The 16,953-nt window shown below is 55.7% G+C and carries 16 protein-coding genes; 9 read left to right on the top strand and 7 right to left on the bottom strand.

What is annotated here, in order from left to right:
* Nucleotides 1-8: 8 nt before the first annotated feature.
* The 3 genes from ACZ5BW_RS13120 (at nucleotide 9) to ACZ5BW_RS13110 (ending at nucleotide 3,648) form a co-directional block, all read left to right on the top strand.
* Nucleotides 9-1,205 carry a class I SAM-dependent methyltransferase gene (locus ACZ5BW_RS13120; protein WP_464540664.1) on the top strand — a complete coding sequence of 399 codons (1,197 nt, stop codon included), beginning with the start codon at nucleotides 9-11 and terminating at the stop codon, nucleotides 1,203-1,205.
* A 119-nt stretch (nucleotides 1,206-1,324) separates the two neighbouring features.
* Nucleotides 1,325-1,768, top strand: coding sequence for a CBS domain-containing protein (locus ACZ5BW_RS13115; RefSeq protein WP_464540661.1), 444 nt, complete (start codon nucleotides 1,325-1,327; stop codon nucleotides 1,766-1,768).
* A gap of 503 nt (nucleotides 1,769-2,271) precedes the next feature.
* On the top strand, nucleotides 2,272-3,648 hold the full coding sequence (locus ACZ5BW_RS13110; RefSeq protein WP_464540659.1) for a (Fe-S)-binding protein: 1,377 nt from the start codon (nucleotides 2,272-2,274) through the stop codon (nucleotides 3,646-3,648).
* 149 nt (nucleotides 3,649-3,797) lie between these two features.
* Here ACZ5BW_RS13110 and ACZ5BW_RS13105 read toward each other — a convergent pair whose 3' ends face one another.
* A complete protein-coding gene (locus tag ACZ5BW_RS13105) occupies nucleotides 3,798-4,718 on the bottom strand; it encodes a pyridoxal-phosphate dependent enzyme (protein WP_464540656.1) in 921 nt (306 codons plus the stop codon).
* 256 nt (nucleotides 4,719-4,974) lie between these two features.
* Here ACZ5BW_RS13105 and coq7 point away from each other — a divergent pair, with 256 nt between their 5' ends.
* A complete protein-coding gene (gene coq7 / locus ACZ5BW_RS13100) occupies nucleotides 4,975-5,601 on the top strand; it encodes a 2-polyprenyl-3-methyl-6-methoxy-1,4-benzoquinone monooxygenase (protein ID WP_464540654.1) in 627 nt (208 codons plus the stop codon).
* A 42-nt stretch (nucleotides 5,602-5,643) separates the two neighbouring features.
* Here the strand turns inward: coq7 and ACZ5BW_RS13095 are convergent, their stop codons facing one another.
* The 6 genes from ACZ5BW_RS13095 to ilvD all read right to left on the bottom strand — a co-directional run bounded on the left by ACZ5BW_RS13095 (nucleotide 5,644) and on the right by ilvD (nucleotide 12,580).
* Nucleotides 5,644-6,060, bottom strand: a complete 417-nt coding sequence (locus ACZ5BW_RS13095) for an OsmC family protein (protein ID WP_464540652.1) — start codon at nucleotides 6,058-6,060, stop codon at nucleotides 5,644-5,646.
* A gap of 57 nt (nucleotides 6,061-6,117) precedes the next feature.
* Nucleotides 6,118-7,473: an IS5 family transposase gene (locus tag ACZ5BW_RS13090; protein WP_464540020.1), complete on the bottom strand. Its 1,356-nt coding sequence runs from the start codon at nucleotides 7,471-7,473 to the stop codon at nucleotides 6,118-6,120.
* A 150-nt stretch (nucleotides 7,474-7,623) separates the two neighbouring features.
* Complete coding sequence (locus ACZ5BW_RS13085; RefSeq protein ID WP_464540650.1) at nucleotides 7,624-8,379, bottom strand: YdcF family protein; 756 nt, start codon at nucleotides 8,377-8,379, stop codon at nucleotides 7,624-7,626.
* Between the two features lie 67 nt (nucleotides 8,380-8,446).
* Nucleotides 8,447-8,755, bottom strand: a complete 309-nt coding sequence (locus tag ACZ5BW_RS13080; RefSeq protein ID WP_464540648.1) for a c-type cytochrome — start codon at nucleotides 8,753-8,755, stop codon at nucleotides 8,447-8,449.
* Between the two features lie 21 nt (nucleotides 8,756-8,776).
* On the bottom strand, nucleotides 8,777-10,879 hold the full coding sequence (locus ACZ5BW_RS13075) for a thioredoxin domain-containing protein (RefSeq protein ID WP_464540645.1): 2,103 nt from the start codon (nucleotides 10,877-10,879) through the stop codon (nucleotides 8,777-8,779).
* 27 nt (nucleotides 10,880-10,906) lie between these two features.
* A complete protein-coding gene (gene ilvD, locus ACZ5BW_RS13070; protein ID WP_464540643.1) occupies nucleotides 10,907-12,580 on the bottom strand; it encodes a dihydroxy-acid dehydratase in 1,674 nt (557 codons plus the stop codon).
* Between the two features lie 330 nt (nucleotides 12,581-12,910).
* Between ilvD and lgt the strand changes: the two genes are divergently transcribed.
* From lgt to ACZ5BW_RS13045, 5 genes are all read left to right on the top strand, one after another.
* A complete protein-coding gene (gene lgt, locus ACZ5BW_RS13065; RefSeq protein WP_464540640.1) occupies nucleotides 12,911-13,783 on the top strand; it encodes a prolipoprotein diacylglyceryl transferase in 873 nt (290 codons plus the stop codon).
* A 24-nt stretch (nucleotides 13,784-13,807) separates the two neighbouring features.
* On the top strand, nucleotides 13,808-14,407 hold the full coding sequence (locus tag ACZ5BW_RS13060; RefSeq protein WP_464540637.1) for a class I SAM-dependent methyltransferase: 600 nt from the start codon (nucleotides 13,808-13,810) through the stop codon (nucleotides 14,405-14,407).
* A 77-nt stretch (nucleotides 14,408-14,484) separates the two neighbouring features.
* Complete coding sequence (locus tag ACZ5BW_RS13055; RefSeq protein ID WP_464540634.1) at nucleotides 14,485-15,180, top strand: START domain-containing protein; 696 nt, start codon at nucleotides 14,485-14,487, stop codon at nucleotides 15,178-15,180.
* Between the two features lie 62 nt (nucleotides 15,181-15,242).
* Entirely contained in the window at nucleotides 15,243-15,575 is a 333-nt protein-coding gene (locus ACZ5BW_RS13050; RefSeq protein WP_464540632.1) for a YnfA family protein, read from the top strand.
* 92 nt (nucleotides 15,576-15,667) lie between these two features.
* Nucleotides 15,668-16,897: an RNA-guided endonuclease InsQ/TnpB family protein gene (locus ACZ5BW_RS13045; protein ID WP_464540629.1), complete on the top strand. Its 1,230-nt coding sequence runs from the start codon at nucleotides 15,668-15,670 to the stop codon at nucleotides 16,895-16,897.
* Nucleotides 16,898-16,953 lie beyond the last annotated feature (56 nt).

Raw genomic sequence — 16,953 nt, 5'->3', positions numbered from 1 at the left:
TAGCGCCAATGCAGCCACAGCCGCCACTTCCCATACCAAACGAGGCAGCGCTCGAGCATAGTCGCGTACTGACAGAACTCATTCATGGGGAAATCAGTGCCGCTGGCGGCTGGATTTCATTCGAGCGTTACATGAGGCTGGCGTTGTACGCGCCGGGCATGGGTTACTACAGTGGCGGTGCCGCAAAATTCGGCCAGGAAGGCGATTTCGTCACTGCGCCCGAAATTTCCCCGCTGTTTGGCAGGACCGTGGCGCGCCAAGCCAGGCAGATACTCGAGTTGACGGGTGACGGCAGCGGTATCCTCGAATTTGGCGCCGGGACAGGTAAGTTGGCGCTCGATCTGTTGATTGAACTGGAAAAACTCGGCCGTCTGCCACAGCAGTATTTCATTCTCGAAGTGAGCGCAGAACTCCAGCAGCGTCAACGGCAGTTGCTTGAACAGTTTGCGCCGCATCTCGCCCCCCGAGTCCACTGGCTGAAACATTTGCCGGAGCATTTCGATGGCCTGATACTGGCCAACGAGGTGCTCGATGCCATGCCGGTGCACCTGATCGTGTGGCGCGGTAAGACATTACACGAGCGCGGTGTCTCCTCAGCCGGCAATGAGTTTATCTGGAGTGAACGCCTTCTTGCAGAAGGAGTACTCTTCGAAGCGGCGCGGAAATTGACGGATCGAATCCGTTCCGGCGGTAATGAAGGTGAATATGTCAGTGAAATCTGCCTGGAAGCACGCGGTTTCATTGCGAGTCTCGGCAAACTGCTGCAACGAGGGGCGATCCTGCTGATCGATTATGGTTTCGGGCGGAATGAGTATTATCATCCTCAGCGCAGGCAGGGAACATTGATGTGTCATTACCGCCACCACGCCCATGACAATCCGTTTTACCTGCCAGGTCTGCAGGATATAACCAGCCATGTCGATTTCAGCACCGTTGCCAGTTCGGGCGTCGAAGCGGGCCTGGAATTGCTGGGCTATACGACGCAGGCGCACTTTCTCATCAATTGTGGAATAACGGAAGTTCTGGCGGAGATACCTGCCGCGAACGCAAAGGACTATTTGCCGCTGGCAAACCAGGTGCAGAAACTGGTGAGCCCGGCTGAAATGGGGGAGCTATTCAAGGTTATGATCCTGGGCAAAGGGATTCACAGGAATCATCCACCTCCTGTCGGCTTCACGGGCGGCGACAAGAGCCGCCTGCTATAGAAGATCCAACATGAGGAACAGCTTCGCATCACTCTCGGCTTTTCATACGGCATGCTATGATTGGATGGGTATGATAAAGAAATTGCATGCTTTGAAGCCGAGGTGGGGAGGGTTGATCCATGGCACTCGTAAGGCAATTACTGGAAGGCAAAGGGTACGAAGTCGCGAGCATCGAGCCGGATAAATCGGTATATGAGGCCATGCACTTGATGGCGTCGAGAAATATCGGCGCGTTGCTGGTGTTGCACCAGGGAAAACTGGCGGGCATTTTTACCGAGAGAGATTATTCCCGCAAGGCATACAGTCTGGATCGGTGCGCGAAAGATATCCAGGTGAAAGAACTCATGACCGCGCAGGTGGCGTATGTGAGTCCGGATTATTCCACCGAAGATTGCATGGCATTGGTGACTAAAATGCGGGTTCGCCACTTGCCAGTGCTGGAGGATGGTAAAGTCATGGGCATTATCTCCATCGGCGACCTGGTCAAGGATGCGATCTCGGGCCGCGAATTTATCATCCACCAGCTCGAGCGTTATATATACGGGACACGCGGCCCGGAATAAGCCATATTGTACTACTCCTTGATATTACTCCTCTGCGGCTTCGATCCAGGGTTCGGAGACTGCTCCGCCTCGATGAAACACTGTCTCCCATCCGATCGGCAGGTACGATTAGGAGAGTACGCGTCCTGCTCTCCTAATGATTTTGACGCAGTCTTCGCCCTGCCGTGAGGGGACGTGTTGCATGTCGGCATATCTTCTCTTCATCCTCGCAGCTAAAATTTTTTGAATTTGAACGGTTCTGACAAAAGCAGGTCTACCGTCCTTGACTGCTCCCCTGTCTGAAGACGGAGATTCCCACTTCACAGAACCTTGCCTATTCACACAAACGACATGCAGACAGGTCTTACAGCTTCTCCATGGGCTGACACCGAGAGCCCCTCGGCCAGAACAACCGGTACTTGGGCGTGCTTGGTTATCGCAAACCCATTGGGTCGATCATACCACAACACGATAGGCGCAATTCCTCCCGCGACTAAAGTCGCGGGAGGAATTGCGAGAAATCTATGAAGCCGGATGACCTTCCTTCCGATTTTTCTTCGGATCCATTACTGCGATTGCGCCGCGAAATAAGCGATGAAGCCAGCCAGTGCGTCTCATGCGGTCTCTGCGTTCCGCATTGCCCCAGTTATCAGGTCACACTGTCGGAAGCTGATTCGCCGCGCGGACGAATTGCATTGATGAACGGCGTTGTCACGGGGCGTATTCCAATGAATCCACGTTTCGCATTGCACATGGATCGTTGCCTTACCTGCCGCGCCTGCGAAGCTGTCTGTCCCAATCACGTACGTTTTGGTCAGTTGATAGACGATGCTCGGGAGATGATTTCGTCACCATCGCTCGAGGTGGGGAGGAACTATCGGGGATTCCGGGTATCCAGGTTTCGGAAATGGGTGGAGCGTGAACTGATCGCCCAGCCCTCGCGTATCGATGTGTTACGGCCGCTTCTGCGTTTTTATCAGCGAAGCGGCTTGCAGAAATGGGTGCGCAAATCCGGTTTGCTGGGCAGGACGAAACTCGCCTTGCTGGAAGCCCAGGTTCCGTTTATTGACCAGCCCGGTTCTTCGTCTTGGTCGGCTGTTTATCCTGCTGTCGGCAAGCCGCGGAGAGAGGTCGGGCTGTTCCTGGGTTGCGTCGCGCGCGTGGCGGATGCAACCACATTGGAAGCAGCCCTGTTCGTACTCAACCAACTGGGCTATACCGTGCACGTACCCTCCGCGCAGACTTGCTGCGGAGCACTTCACCGGCACAGGGGCGACGCGGATGCGGCGGAGCAACTGGAACGTCAGAACGTACAGGCGTTCGCTGGATTGGATTTAGGTGCGATTATCACCACGGCATCCGGTTGCGGCGCGCAGTTGTCCGAATATTCCTCTTTTTCTGGCTGGCAGCGCACGACAAGGGCGCCAGCGGTAGGCCCACAAGCAGGGGGCGAAACCCCCAGGCGCTCGCCGCCGAAGGTCCTGGATATCAGTGAATTCCTGGCGGGGGCGGAAGGATGGGAAGATGTCAGGCTCCAGCCCTTGCCGTACAAAATTCTGGTACATGAGCCGTGCACCTTGCGCAATGTATTACGCGCGTCCGCATACACCTATAAACTGTTGGAGCGCATCCCCCAAGCGCAAGCAGTACCCCTTGCCGGGAATGATCAATGCTGCGGTGCCGCCGGAACCTATTTCCTGGATCAGCCCGAGATATCGGCGGCACTGCTTGAGGACAAAGTGACGGCCTTGAAAGCAGGGCAGGCATGTTACCTTGCGACATCCAATGTGGGTTGCGCGCTGCATATCGCTGCCGGCTTGCGCAAGGAAGGGTTGGAGATCGAAGTCATTCACCCGGTTACGTTAATAGCAAGGCAAATGGGGATGCAGTCGCGGAAATAGCTTTATCGTTCAGTCCAGCGAAGCTGGGAGCGTAGGCGTGTTCAGAATTTAATTTTCCCTGCCCGTGGTAAAAGTCCTGGAAGTGGCTGCCTCTGCTACCGCTGACCATCCAGGATATCATCTTTTCCAGTTTCCTCATCTGGGGTTCCTTATTGCATCACGGCAGACCATTCCTGTAACTGGTCAACTGTGGTGCTGATACCACCACACACGATAATCAATATTTTTTTGTATCCGGATAAAGCTGGAACCCTTTCATAAACCGTTGCCAGCGCTACGCCGCAAGCAGGCTCAACCACCGCATGATGATCGTGCAGGAATTGCATGCACGCAGAGACGGCGAGCTTGTCCGGTAATACGACGCTCTCAATGCGATGTTTTCTCGAATATTCCAATGCCTGCTTGCAAACCGCACTTGCCCCTAATGTTGTCGCAATGCTCGATATCCTGGGCAGCTCCACAAGCGCTCCAGCACTGAGTGCCTGCGCAAATGAGTCTGCGCCTTTGGTTTCGACGGCGATTATGGGTACGTCCTGCCACTCATTCCGATTTAGTCCCTCTATAACCCCGCACAGAAGGCCGCCTCCGCCAACGGACAGGACGATCACGTCGGGTTTTGGGCCTGTATTGACTACTTCGTCAATTATGCTGGCATGACCTGTCCAGATGAGCGGATCATCAAAGGGATGCAGAAAAGCGTCCTCGGGTTGCACGAGCGATAGCGCAAAAGCATTCGCCTCACTGAGAGATTTTCCCTGGATTATCACTTCTGCCCCCTCTCGCGCCATCAGTTCCCTGGCGCGCTTTGAGGCGGTTTCCGGCACGACAATAATCACGGGTACGGACAGATTACGCCCGGCAAAGGCAACCGCAAGGCCCGCATTCCCGCCAGATGATGAAATAAAGCGTCTTGCCCCGCGTCGGAAATATTCTTCACACGCATGCCCGATTCCCCGGGCTTTAAAGGAGCCGGAGGGTTGAGCGATTTCCATTTTCAGCCAGACTGAATGGCCGATTCTATCGCTTAAAGGGCGCGATTCGATTAATGGTGTTTGGATATGTAGAGTCATTTATACGATCTTCGGTCGAGCTGAGCCATGAGAATACATCATAAACGGTCTTTCAGGCCAAAGCTGAAGACTTTGTTGATTGGAGAATTGACGGTAGTGAACTTGAAAAAAAGCATTGACGGGCGGAACCAGGGGTTGAGAATATCCGAAGTGCTCACCTTGCTACGTTAACAGCAGGGCGAATGGGTATACAATTGCAGAAAAGGCAGCATTATCATTCTTACCGTTTCCATTGCTTTCTTTCTCAGAGAATCTTATGCCCAATCTGGACAAGCTCATCATTGGTTTCGACCACGCGCTGCGCACCTTGTCGACTCCGGCGCAGACACTGCGGCCAGTGCCCGGGACCCAACTGCCGGAGGCGGAACTGAATGATCTGGAGAAAAGCGAGTCGGCGGCACTGATGCGTGTCAACCACGTGGGCGAGATCTGTGCGCAGGCCCTTTATCAGGGACAGGCGCTGACGGCCCGGGATGCCGAGGTCCAGCAGACACTTGCCCAGGCGGCGCGCGAGGAAACCGAACATCTTGCCTGGACGGAACGGCGCATTAACGAATTGAGCGGACGCAAGAGTCTATTGAATCCATTATGGTATGGCGGTTCATTTGCCATTGGCGCTTTCGCCGGATTGCTGGGCGACAAGTGGAACCTGGGGTTTCTTGCGGAAACCGAACGCCAGGTGTCCGCTCATCTCGGGGGACACCTGAGTCGTTTGCCGCACGCCGACGAGAAGAGCCGCGCCATTGTCACCCAGATGCAGATCGATGAGGCCGGACACGCCACCACCGCCATGGCACATGGCGGCGCTGAACTGCCGATGCCGGTGAAACTGGTGATGAAGGCGGCGTCATCGGTGATGACCCGGACTGCCTACTGGGTCTAACGAGTATAGCAGGTCTAAAGCCAATACTGAGGGGCGAATGCTTCACGCTTCCACGATTTCAAAATCGTGGGTCAGTTCTGCTGTTTTTGCCAGCATGATCGATGCGGAACAGTATTTTTCAGCGGACAAGCTGATTGCGCGTTCGACCTGTTGCGGATTCAGTTTTTTTCCGGTCACGATGAAATGGAAGTGAATGCGGGTAAACACTTTCGGCTCTCGTTCGGCCCGTTCCGCTTCAATGCGCACCTCACAATCGCAGATATCCTGACGGCCTTTTTTCAGAATCAGCACAACATCAAAAGCTGCGCAGCCCCCGGTTCCCATCAACAGCATCTCCATCGGGCGGGGTCCCAGGTTTCTGCCTCCTGATTCCGGCGGCCCATCCATCAGTACTGTATGACCGCTGCCTGACTCGCCCAGGAAACTTGCTTCGCTCTGCCATTTAACGCGTGCTTTCATGCCGCTCCTTTCCAGAATTCGATTACGCTATTTTAGTCGTCCCTGAAAAACCTGTTTTTAGCGGACAAGCATCAGGAACTGATGGGTGTGTTCACTTTGTTTATGTTCCAGGCATTGCAGAATGTAGGCGTACAAAAGCGCCACTCGGCGCAGAATCTTACGCAGATTGTGCCCAGCACCGCACAAGAGAGCATTCATGGCATCACCTGCTGTACCTTTGAGGAAGTTTCTTGCCAGGCGCCCATCGGCTTTCATATGCCCAATTACGGGCTCCACGGCATTACGGCGCTTTAGCTTCTTCCTGATGGGTACCGTGACACCTCGTTTGGCGCCGGCAACCCATACCTTTATCCGATCTGAAGCAATGCCATGACCGCGATAACCCCGATCCACGTACACTTGCCTGGGCACCCGTCCAGTCAGCCGCCGTGCCTGCGCCAAAGATGCTTTAAGCGTGTGTCCGTCATAGGGATTGCCGGGTAAGGCTTGCATGCCGATGACGAAGCTCTCCTTGCTGGTGGTGACCACTCCTACCTTGACGCCGAATTCATAAGGCTTGTGGGCTTTGCCTTTGGCAATGCATTCGACTTCGGGTGCATGCACGCTGTACACCTTGCCTTTGTCGTGGCGTTGTTGTGCCTGGATACGCTGGCTAACCTCCAGCAATCGCTTGAGCTTGGACTGTTCCTGTTCCCCTGGTATTTGCCCAGCCGCCACTTTGCGTTCGATGTCACGGATCACTCGTCCAAGATAGGTCTTGAGCCGCTTCTGTTCACGTTTGGCGCGCTGCATCTGCCGGGCATGAGCATAGCGCCCATGTTTGGCTAGCGCTACTTTGGATAAGCGCTCATAGCTCTGACGAAGCCCAATGCCCATACCTTTGGCCATTCTCACCAACGCGCCTCTGGCTTTGTGGTAGAGCCTGGCATCGGTCGGAAATGCAATGGCTTTGTCTTGCACTGTGGTGTCCACATTTACCACGGCCAGCGAGGCTCTGGATACGGTCCTGGTTTCAAGTCCGGCCTTAACCGTAAGAGCAAGCATGAATTCACAACCCTGCTTGCCGATCCGCTGCCGAAACCGCGTCATCTGGCTCGGATCAATCGGCAAGGTGTGACGGAAGTATTCTTCCCCGCAGAAGTATTGCCAATAAGGATTTTCTACCCAGCGTGCCACTACGCTTTCATCCGATTCGTTAAAGGCGTGTTTGAGGTAGTGCAATCCCACCATGAGCCGGATCGCAATACCAGGACGCCCTTCCTCGGCATACAGCCTGCCAAAGCGCGCTTCTGCTGCATTCCAGTCAATCTTCTCCGCCAGCCGATACAACGCATGCCGTTGATCGAGTATGTGTTGCAAACGCAGGCGAAACATGTCATCACACGCAGGCCTCTCTTGCTTCTTCGGCTTCATGAATTCACCAGAAATCCAGGGAAAATATTCCCAATTCTGGCAATTCCATCAGCCGCTGTATACCCCTCAATGCTAATATCTATAAGGATTAGGCCGTATTTCAGGAGCGACTATTTTAGCGACTTCCGGCCGTGCTGAGTGTAATGACCCTCAATCCGGCGCAGGCGTCAGGCGGTACCACAACATGCCAATGACCTCGTGGAAGAACAGGCTGCTTTTGAGGAGCGCACCGGCGTTTGGAATGAATGTAAGCAGATCGGTCTTGTAGCGCCGCGTGTATCCTGTGGCAGCAGGAGTAACCTCGAATCCGGCCTGTTCGAATTCCCGCGCCGCTCTCGGCATGTGCCACGCGTGAGTGACAAGCGCGATCTGGCGGATACCCCGTTTTTGCAGGATGGCAAAGCTCTTATAGGCGTTTTCCCGGGTATTGCTCGATGCCTCCTCTACCCACTCGACTGGAACGAGAAACTCCTCTTCCAGCACTGCCTTCATTTGCGTGGCTTCGGACGAGCGATTGCCGAGAGGGGCACCCCCTGCGGCCAGCATCGGTTTGCCAGTTGCGCGATACATCTTCGCCGCATAGCGAACACGTTCCAGCGTGTATCTGCCGACCGTATGATCGCCATATTCTGGCGCATAATAGTAGGTTCCCCCGCCCAGCACGACGATGGCTTGTATGCTGTCGTCAGGCGGGTTCTTTTCCGGGGGCGCTTCCAGTATCTGCAACAGGGCGTCCGCGACGATCGGAATGGAAAGAAGGTAAAGCAGAGCAAGTGCAGCAGCTACCAATGTCATCCCTGTTCCCTGTCGGCGTTTCAGGAGCAGAATGCCTGCGGCGCCCAGTAAAATAAGGTTGAACGGGGGGAGAAGAAATGCGCTTGCGAAATTGGTTGCAAACCAGCTCATGTGCCTTTGGCAGGGACAAACAAAATAAAAAAGCCGGCACTTGCCGGCTTTTTTAGCGGAACTGGGCTTATTGAGTCAGAACCCACTTTGCCAGAGTCTTGGCATCTGCCTCGTTAACCTTTGCATTTGGCGGCATGGGAACAGGCCCCCAAACTCCTTGGCTTCCTTTCTGGATTTTTCCTGCCAGATAGTCCACGGCTTTCGGGTCAGCCTTATACTTGGCCGCTACATCCTTCAACGCAGGGCCGACCAGCTTTTTGTCCACCATATGACAATTCAGGCAACCGCTGCTTTTCGCCAACTCGGGACTCGCCTGCGCGGTACCGACAATCAACAAAGCTGATGCCGCAACCATTCCCATCCAGACAGATTTCATTACACACACTCCTTTTATCCGTTAATTATAGAAAAGGGATCTTATCTTACCTCGAATTTCGCTGATACGCAGCAATTCCTGCAAGTCAGTGATCTCCGGTAAGCACTTAACGCCATGACAGACCCAGGCGTTGACACCGATCCCTGATGGAAGGGGCTTGGCAAGATTCGGCGGCAGCGTTGCGGTTGTCCCGCGATCAACGGGCAGCGCGAGCACAAGAGCGATGGGGGCGCGCTGACGCAAAGCGTTTTCCCATCTCACCAGCGCGTCCGCTTTTCCCCGCAGTATGACAACGGTGGGGGGTATGAGCCACTGCTCAAGCGCCAGAAGCAGGCTGCAGCAGGAATCGGGATGCCGGATCAGGGCAGGGTAGAAGAGCTGCAGTGCGCGTTCTGCCGCGTGCAGATAACGGGATTCCCCCAGCAGATAACCCATGCGCTGAAGAGTATAGATCGCGACGCCGTTGCCGGATGGTGTTGCATTGTCATAACCAGGCTTGGGACGATGGATCAGATTTTCATGATCATGGCTGGTAAAGAAAAAACCGCCGGCTTCCTTGTCTTCAAACTGGTCCAGAAGAACGTCGGCCAGCGCAATGGCAAAATCCAGGTCCACAGGGCGAAACGTTGTCTGCATCAGTTCCAGTAATCCGTCCAGCAGGAAAGCGTAATCGTCGAGATAGGCATTGAGATGCCCATTGCCGTCCTTCCAGGTTGCCAGCAGGCGCCCGTTTTTCCAGAGTGTGGAGCGAATGAAATCCACGGCACAGATAGCCGAGCGCACCCAGTCGTCGCGACCGAATATGCGTCCGGCTCGAGCCATGCCCTTGATCATCAGTCCATTCCAGCTGGTCAGGGTTTTCTCATCCCGTCCGGGAAGAACACGGCGCTGGCGCTGTGCAAGCAGCTTCTTGCGCGCTGATTCAAGCCATTGTCGTGCGTTTGCGCAGGTGACACCGAAGTTTTCAGCTATCTCGGGCAGCGATTGGGTCACTGCCAGGTGCCAGTGTCTGTTCCCGAAATTCGCTCCCTGGGACAGACCATAGTAATCGGCGGCTACGGCATATTCACGACGTGAAAGAATATGCGACGCTTCACTGCGATCCCATACGTAGAACTTGCCTTCGACGTTTTCCGAGTCGGCATCCAGGGTCGACCAGTAGCCGGCTCCCGTTCTCTTTTCATCCGCTTCATATCCTGGCTGCATTTCGCGCATGACCCAGGTAGCGGTTTCTTCCACAATCTGGGCAAACAGCGGATTTCCGGACGCGATCCAGGCATCTGCATAGAGGTGCAGCAGGGGCCCATTGTCATAAAGCATTTTTTCGAAATGCGGAATCTGCCACTGCTTGTCGGTACTGTAACGATAGAACCCGCCGCCAACCTGGTCGTAGATGCCGCCTTCTGCCATTTTCTCCAATGTCAGCGTGGCCATGTGCAATGCCTCGCTATTGCCGGCAGTGAAGTAGCGCCGCAAACAGAAATCCAGTTCGGTCAGGTGCAGGAACTTCGGCGCCTCGCCGAAACCACCGTTTTCGAAGTCGAACCGGTTCTTCAACTCAGCCAGTGCCTGTTCCAGGGGACGCTCAGAAAATACCGGAGCCTCCGGTGCTTTTGAGGGCAGCATATCGGCAAAGGATTTGAGCAACGATGCGCTCTGGCGTTCGATCTCCGGGCGACGAACGCGGTAAGTTTCCGCCACCCGCGGCAATAAATCGAGGAAACCCGGCAGATCGTGACGCGTCGTTTTGGGAAAGTAGGTGCCGCCGAAGAATGGTTTTTGATCGGGCGTCAGAAAAAGCGTGAGGGGCCAGCCGCCGCTGCGCTGTGTCAGCATGTAGAGCGCGGTCTGATAAATCTGATCGATATCCGGGCGTTCCTCGCGGTCCACCTTGATATTGATGAAGTGCCGGTTCATGACTTCGGCGACTTCCGCATCTTCGAAGCATTCGTGCGCCATCACATGGCACCAGTGGCAGGCAGAATAGCCGACGGATAGCAGGATCGGCCTGTCTTGCGTGCGGGCGAGCATCAGTGCTTCTTCTCCCCAGGGATACCAGTCGACAGGATTGTCTGCATGTTGCAGCAGGTAGGGGCTGGTTTCACGGGCAAGATGATTGAGCATGGCTTCTTTGTGGTGGGAAAGAACGGGTTAGTCGGTGATCGCTCCCCGGCTGGCACTCGAGACGAGCTTCGAATATTTAGCGAGCACTCCCCGTGTGTAGCGCGGATGGGGCGGTTGCCATTCAGTCCGTCGCCGGGCCAGTTCATCTCCGGGAACGTTGAGCTGCAGCAGCCGTTGCTCGGCGTCTATGGTGATCGAATCGCCTTCCCGCACCAGCGCAATGGCGCCGCCTACAAACGCCTCCGGCGCCACGTGTCCAACCACCATTCCATAGGTGCCCCCGGAGAACCGTCCATCGGTGATCAGGCCCACGGAATCTCCGAGTCCCTCGCCAATGAGCGCGGAAGTGGGAGACAGCATTTCCCGCATGCCGGGCCCGCCCCTGGGTCCCTCGTAGCGTATCACCACCACGTCACCGGGCTGGATCTCGCGCGCAAGGATGGCTGCCATGCAGGCTTCTTCCGAGTCGAATACTCGTGCCGGTCCGGTAATTTTTGGTGTTTTCACCCCGGTGATTTTCGCCACGCACCCCTCTGTGGCGAGATTGCCCTTGAGTATGGCGAGGTGGCCCTGAGCGTACAACGGGTTGTCCCACTGGCGGATGACATCCTGATCCTTGCGAGGCTCTGACGGTACATCCTTCAATATCTCGGCAATAGTCTGCCCGCTGATGGTGATGCAGTCGCCATGCAGCAGGCCGTGATCGAGCAGCATTTTCATTACCTGGGGAACGCCCCCTGCCTTGTGCAGGTCGGTGGCGACGTATCGTCCCGAGGGTTTGAGATCGCACAGTACCGGCACTTTGCCGCGCATGCGTTCAAAATCATCGATCGTGAGTGTCACTTCGGCCGCATGGGCAATGGCGAGGAAATGCAAAACAGCATTGGTGGAACCACCCACGGCCATGATCACCGCGATCGCGTTTTCAATGGACTTGCGGGTAATGATGTCGCGCGGACGAATCTGTTTCCTGATTGCGTCCACGAGCACTTCCGCGGAACGTGCCGCGCTGGTGCGCTTCTCGCCATCTTCCGCAGCCATCGTGGAAGAATAGGGAAGGCTCATGCCCATTGCTTCGAAAGCGGACGACATCGTATTGGCCGTGTACATGCCTCCACAGGAGCCCGCTCCGGGACAGGCGTGGCGCTCCACTTCGAGCAGTTCTTTCGCGTCTATCTTATGGGAGGTGTATTGCCCGACGGCTTCGAAGGCACTGACAATAGTGAGGTCCTTTCCTTTATAGTGACCCGGTTTGATCGTTCCGCCATAAACAAAGATTGCGGGAACATTCATGCGCGCCATAGCCATCATTGCGCCCGGCATGTTCTTGTCACAGCCCCCGATGGCGATCACGCCGTCCATGCTTTCGGCCTGCACCGCCGTTTCAATCGAATCGGCAATGACTTCGCGCGATACCAGGGAATACTTCATGCCTTCCGTTCCCATAGAGATGCCATCGGAAACGGTGATGGTACCGAACATCTGGGGCATCGCACCCGCCTGTTTCAATGCATGCTCGGCATCCAGCGCCAGCTCGTTCAATCCCTTGTTGCAGGGTGTGATGGTGGAAAAGCCATTGGCCACGCCGACGATGGGTTTGTCGAAATCGTTGTCGCCGAAACCTACAGCCCGCAGCATGGCGCGGTTGGGGGTACGTTCCGCTCCCTGGGTGATTGCCCGGCTGCGCTGGTTATCTGACATGAATTACTCCTTGAATTGAAAAAACGGGAATGCAGGCAAATTCTGGCGAATTCCGGTAGTCAGGGGAAGAAGCGGCCGAGGCGCATGCGAAGCTGTGAGGAAAGAAAAAGCAGTTCAAAGTCGCTCTTTTCCGCGTTCTCCGCGGTGAATAATCGTTGCCGTATGTATAATGAGGGGAAAACGAGACTCGTCATTTTATTCCTGCCCAACTCTCCGCCAGGAAGGACTTCTGCTTTCCCTGCCGGTTTTCGCCGGTATGATGTTTTAATGCTGCGCTCGTAATGCTGCGCTCGATAAACAAGCTATTTTACCTGAAAAAAATGCAAGCCCATGCTCGTTCATCCCCAGATTGATCCCATTGCCGTTCAACTCGGACCCCTCGCGGTTCGATGGTATGGGCTCATGTATCTCATCGGATTTGCTTGCTTCATTCTGCTGGGGCGCTACCGCATCAAACGAAACCCCGAGGGTGCGTTCACCATCAGCATGCTGGACGATATGCTGTTTTACGGTGTGCTCGGCGTGATCGTGGGCGGTCGCCTGGGTCACATATTTTTTTATCAGTTCGGCTATTATCTGGAGCATCCTCTGGAAATCTTTGCCGTCTGGCAAGGCGGGATGTCATTTCACGGTGGTTTTCTGGGAGTGATAGCCGCTATGGCCCTGTTGGCGCGCAAATATCACCTGCGCTGGCTCGCCGTGACGGATTTCATCGCTCCATTGGTGCCGCTGGGGCTGGGGGCGGGGCGGATCGGCAATTTTATCAATGCCGAGTTATGGGGGCGGCCCACCGATGTGCCTTGGGGCATGATTTTTCCCTATGTCGACAATGTTCCGCGTCACCCTTCCCAACTGTACGAGTTCGCTCTGGAAGGGTTGGTGTTTTTTACATTGATGTGGATTTATTCCGCGAGGCCGAGACCGGTTGGAGCGGTTTCCGGGATGTTTCTGATCGGTTATGGCGTATTCCGCTCGTTTGCGGAGTTTTTCCGCGAGCCGGACGAAGGTTTCATGGGCATGATGACACTCGGTATCAGCATGGGGCAGTGGCTGTCGCTACCCATGATCCTGGCCGGGGTAATCATGCTGGTCTGGGCTTATCGTACCCAGGCCCCTGTGTCCCCACGGGGGAAAGCCGGCAAAGCTGGCAAAGCCACCAAAGCCACCAAAGCCGCAATCGCGGGCAAGCGCGGCAGCAAATAGAAATAGACAATCAGACAATTTTGTATGTCTTTGCGCCGTTCCTACAGTCTGATCGCTCCGCTTTACGATGCCTTGCTCGCCGGGGCGGGTACGGGACTGCGGGCGGCCAGCCTTGAGCAATTGCCGCGGCAGGAGAACCTCGACATTCTCATCAGCGGCATCGGTACCGGACTCGACCTTCCGCATGTTCCAGCGTGTCATCATTATGTAGGACTGGACCTCACCGCGGCCATGCTGAAGCGGGCAAAACCCAGGATAGGAAACCTGCATGTAGACCTCGTCCAGGGGGACAGCATGTCTCTGCCGTTCGTGGACGCCTGCTTCGATCACGTGGTGCTGCACCTCATTCTGGCGATCGTGCCGGATGCCCGCGCCTGTCTGAAAGAAACAGCGCGGGTGTTGAAACCGGGCGGCAGTGTGCTGATACTCGATAAATTTCTGAAGCCCGGGGAAAACGCGGTGCTCCGGCGGGTAGTGAACCTGCTGTCTCAGCACATCGTGACGCGTCTGGATGTGGTTTTCGAAGAGGTGCTTGCAAGTGTTCCGCAACTGAAAGTGGAGTCAGACCAGCCGCTTCTGGCAGGAGGCTGGTTCCGGAGCATTCGACTCGTTAAAGCCGGTTAGGACGTGACCGGGATATGCGATAAGGGTAGAATTTCTACGGGAGGCGAAATCGTAATCTCATCTTCAGCCGGAATGCCATGCGCCCTATTGCCGCTTTCACCGTCGTCCTTGCCATCATTGCTGTGGTCGCAAGCGAAGCGACCGGCTTGGTGTCGGCGGCCCAGGTAGAGAGGACAGGCAGGGTGAACAGCCCGGGACTGGATTGGACCGAGGCTTATCACAAAAACGGCCTTGTCATTTTTACAAAGGACATAGCGGAGGGACGCCGGGTAATCGCGGTTTCCGAGGTGGAGGCTCCGCCCGAAGCCGTTTTCAATGTTCTCGTTGACTTCGAACATTACCGGGAATTCATGCCGTACGTGGAAGAATCGGAAGTGCTCAGCCGTACCGGCGATAACGAGGTGGTGACCTATGCGCGCATCGCGCCGCCGTTTATCAGCGAGCGCGACTATCCCCTCAAGGTTCGGCTGACGCGCAGCTCGGCGGCAGGTGACGGCACACGCAAGGACAGCGCCTTCAAGGTCGAGTGGACTGCGCTGCCCGAAGCGAAGCCCGAGGTCGAAGGCGTGGTGCGCGTCAAGCTCAACGAGGGTTCGTGGCTGGCGGAGCCCCTGGAGGGCGGCAGGCGTACGCGTCTCACTTATACATTGCTTACCGATCCGGGTGGACTCATTCCGGATTTTGTGTTCAACCTTTCGAACACTGTCGCGATACCTGAACTCTTCGATGCAGTAAGGAAGCGTTCCGCCGAAGCAGTTTCTGGACGGAAGTAATCAGGCCGACGGCACGCTATCCGCCTGTTCCCGTGGATTTTTCAGGGCAATAGATTAATCCTATGTTTGAGCTGAAGACCTTGTTTCTCTTCCTGGCTACAGCGCTTGCCGAGATCGTTGGTTGCTATCTGCCCTACCTTTGGCTTAAACAGGATGGGAGCGCCTGGCTTCTTGTCCCTGCTGCTGCAAGCCTTGCACTGTTTGCATGGCTTCTCACGCTTCATCCGACGGACGCCGGTCGTACATACGCGGCTTACGGAGGTGTTTATGTTTTCGTAGCAGTACTTTGGCTGTGGGCTATTGATGGGGTCAAACCGACTGCCTGGGACATGGCAGGTTCTCTTCTGGCGCTGACAGGTATGGCAATTATCATGTTCGGCCCAAGACATGCATAATTTACCAAATTTGCGTGGAAAGCTCCCCCATTCATGGGGGAGATGGATAGCGCGGACGCTGGAAGCGTCCATCCAAATTTATAATTTGAGCCATGCAACGACTCCAGGCCTATAAATTCGAGCTAAAGCCCAACGGCGAACAGCAGCGCATGTTGCGCTGCTTCGTCGGTTCGTGCCGGTTCGTCTATAACAAGGCGCTGGCGTTGCAGAAGGAACGCCACGAGCAGGGCGAGAAGAAGCTCGGCTATGCCGGGTTATGCGCGTTGCTGGTTGAATGGAAGGCAGATGCCGCCACGGCGTGGCTGACGGAAATCCCCTCCCAAGCCCTGCAACAGACACTCAAGGATCTGGAGCGGGCCTACGCCAACTTCTTTGCCAGGCGTGCGGACTTCCCGCATTTCAAGAAGAAGGGTCGGAGCGACAGCTTCCGCTATCCGCAAGGGGTGAAGCTCGATCAGGCAAACAGCCGCATCTTCCTGCCAAAGCTGGGCTGGCTGCCCTATCGCAACAGCCGGGACGTGCTCGGCACGGTGAAGAACGTCACCGTCAGCCAGTCCTGCGGCAAGTGGTACGTTTCGATCCAGACCGGGCGGGAAGTCGAGCAAGCGATACCGAAAGGCTGCGCTGTCGGCATCGACATGGGCATCGCCCGCTTCGCCACGCTGTCGGACGGTACGTTCTACGCGCCGATCAACAGTTTCAAGCGACACGAAACAGCATTGCGCAAGGCGCAACAAGTCATGAGCCATAAACAGAAGTTCAGCAACAACTGGAGACGGGCGAAAGCCCGTATCCAACGTATCCATTCCCGCATCGGCAACGCCCGCCGCGACTACTTGCACAAGGCCACGACAGCTATCAGCCAAAACCACGCGATGGTGTGCATCGAGGATTTGCAGGTTCGCAATATGTCCAGGTCAGCGGCAGGCAGCACTGAACAACCGGGTAAAAACGTTCGGGCCAAGTCTGGTCTGAACAAAAGCATCCTCGACCAGGGATGGTTCGAGTTCAGGCGTCAGCTGGACTACAAGCTGGCGTGGAATGGTGGCTGGCTCATCGCCGTACCACCACAGAACACCAGCCGCACATGCCCATGCTGCGGCCATGTGTCCAAAGACAACCGCCAGACGCAAGCCAGGTTCGAGTGTGTGGAATGCGGTTTCGAGGGAAACGCCGATGTGGTTGGTGCGATCAACATTTTAAGGGCGGGACACGCCCGGTTCGCCTGTGAAGTGAGCGGTGCGGTAATGCCGCCAGCAGCAGGAACCCACCGAAGCGACCCAGGCATTCGCCTGGGCGCTGTAGGAATCTCCGGCCTTTAGGCCGGGGAGGATGTCAAATAAGCCCAAGAGCGATTTGCAATTTTTCAACAGGAGAA

The sequence above is a fragment of the Nitrosospira sp. TNL300 genome, assembly GCF_055385915.1.
The sequence above is the reverse complement of the archived record's forward strand: the minus strand, read 5'-3'. Positions and strand labels throughout refer to the sequence as shown.

What these genes read in the sequence shown, in the direction of transcription:
- ACZ5BW_RS13120 (WP_464540664.1), top strand. Translation starts at nt 9, where the DNA reads ATGCAGCCACAGCCGCCACTTCCCATACCAAACGAGGCAGCGCTCGAG.
- ACZ5BW_RS13115 (WP_464540661.1), top strand. Translation starts at nt 1,325, where the DNA reads ATGGCACTCGTAAGGCAATTACTGGAAGGCAAAGGGTACGAAGTCGCG.
- ACZ5BW_RS13110 (WP_464540659.1), top strand. Translation starts at nt 2,272, where the DNA reads ATGAAGCCGGATGACCTTCCTTCCGATTTTTCTTCGGATCCATTACTG.
- ACZ5BW_RS13105 (WP_464540656.1), bottom strand. Translation starts at nt 4,718, where the DNA reads ATGACTCTACATATCCAAACACCATTAATCGAATCGCGCCCTTTAAGC.
- coq7 (WP_464540654.1), top strand. Translation starts at nt 4,975, where the DNA reads ATGCCCAATCTGGACAAGCTCATCATTGGTTTCGACCACGCGCTGCGC.
- ACZ5BW_RS13095 (WP_464540652.1), bottom strand. Translation starts at nt 6,060, where the DNA reads ATGAAAGCACGCGTTAAATGGCAGAGCGAAGCAAGTTTCCTGGGCGAG.
- ACZ5BW_RS13090 (WP_464540020.1), bottom strand. Translation starts at nt 7,473, where the DNA reads ATGAAGCCGAAGAAGCAAGAGAGGCCTGCGTGTGATGACATGTTTCGC.
- ACZ5BW_RS13085 (WP_464540650.1), bottom strand. Translation starts at nt 8,379, where the DNA reads ATGAGCTGGTTTGCAACCAATTTCGCAAGCGCATTTCTTCTCCCCCCG.
- ACZ5BW_RS13080 (WP_464540648.1), bottom strand. Translation starts at nt 8,755, where the DNA reads ATGAAATCTGTCTGGATGGGAATGGTTGCGGCATCAGCTTTGTTGATT.
- ACZ5BW_RS13075 (WP_464540645.1), bottom strand. Translation starts at nt 10,879, where the DNA reads ATGCTCAATCATCTTGCCCGTGAAACCAGCCCCTACCTGCTGCAACAT.
- ilvD (WP_464540643.1), bottom strand. Translation starts at nt 12,580, where the DNA reads ATGTCAGATAACCAGCGCAGCCGGGCAATCACCCAGGGAGCGGAACGT.
- lgt (WP_464540640.1), top strand. Translation starts at nt 12,911, where the DNA reads ATGCTCGTTCATCCCCAGATTGATCCCATTGCCGTTCAACTCGGACCC.
- ACZ5BW_RS13060 (WP_464540637.1), top strand. Translation starts at nt 13,808, where the DNA reads ATGTCTTTGCGCCGTTCCTACAGTCTGATCGCTCCGCTTTACGATGCC.
- ACZ5BW_RS13055 (WP_464540634.1), top strand. Translation starts at nt 14,485, where the DNA reads ATGCGCCCTATTGCCGCTTTCACCGTCGTCCTTGCCATCATTGCTGTG.
- ACZ5BW_RS13050 (WP_464540632.1), top strand. Translation starts at nt 15,243, where the DNA reads ATGTTTGAGCTGAAGACCTTGTTTCTCTTCCTGGCTACAGCGCTTGCC.
- ACZ5BW_RS13045 (WP_464540629.1), top strand. Translation starts at nt 15,668, where the DNA reads ATGCAACGACTCCAGGCCTATAAATTCGAGCTAAAGCCCAACGGCGAA.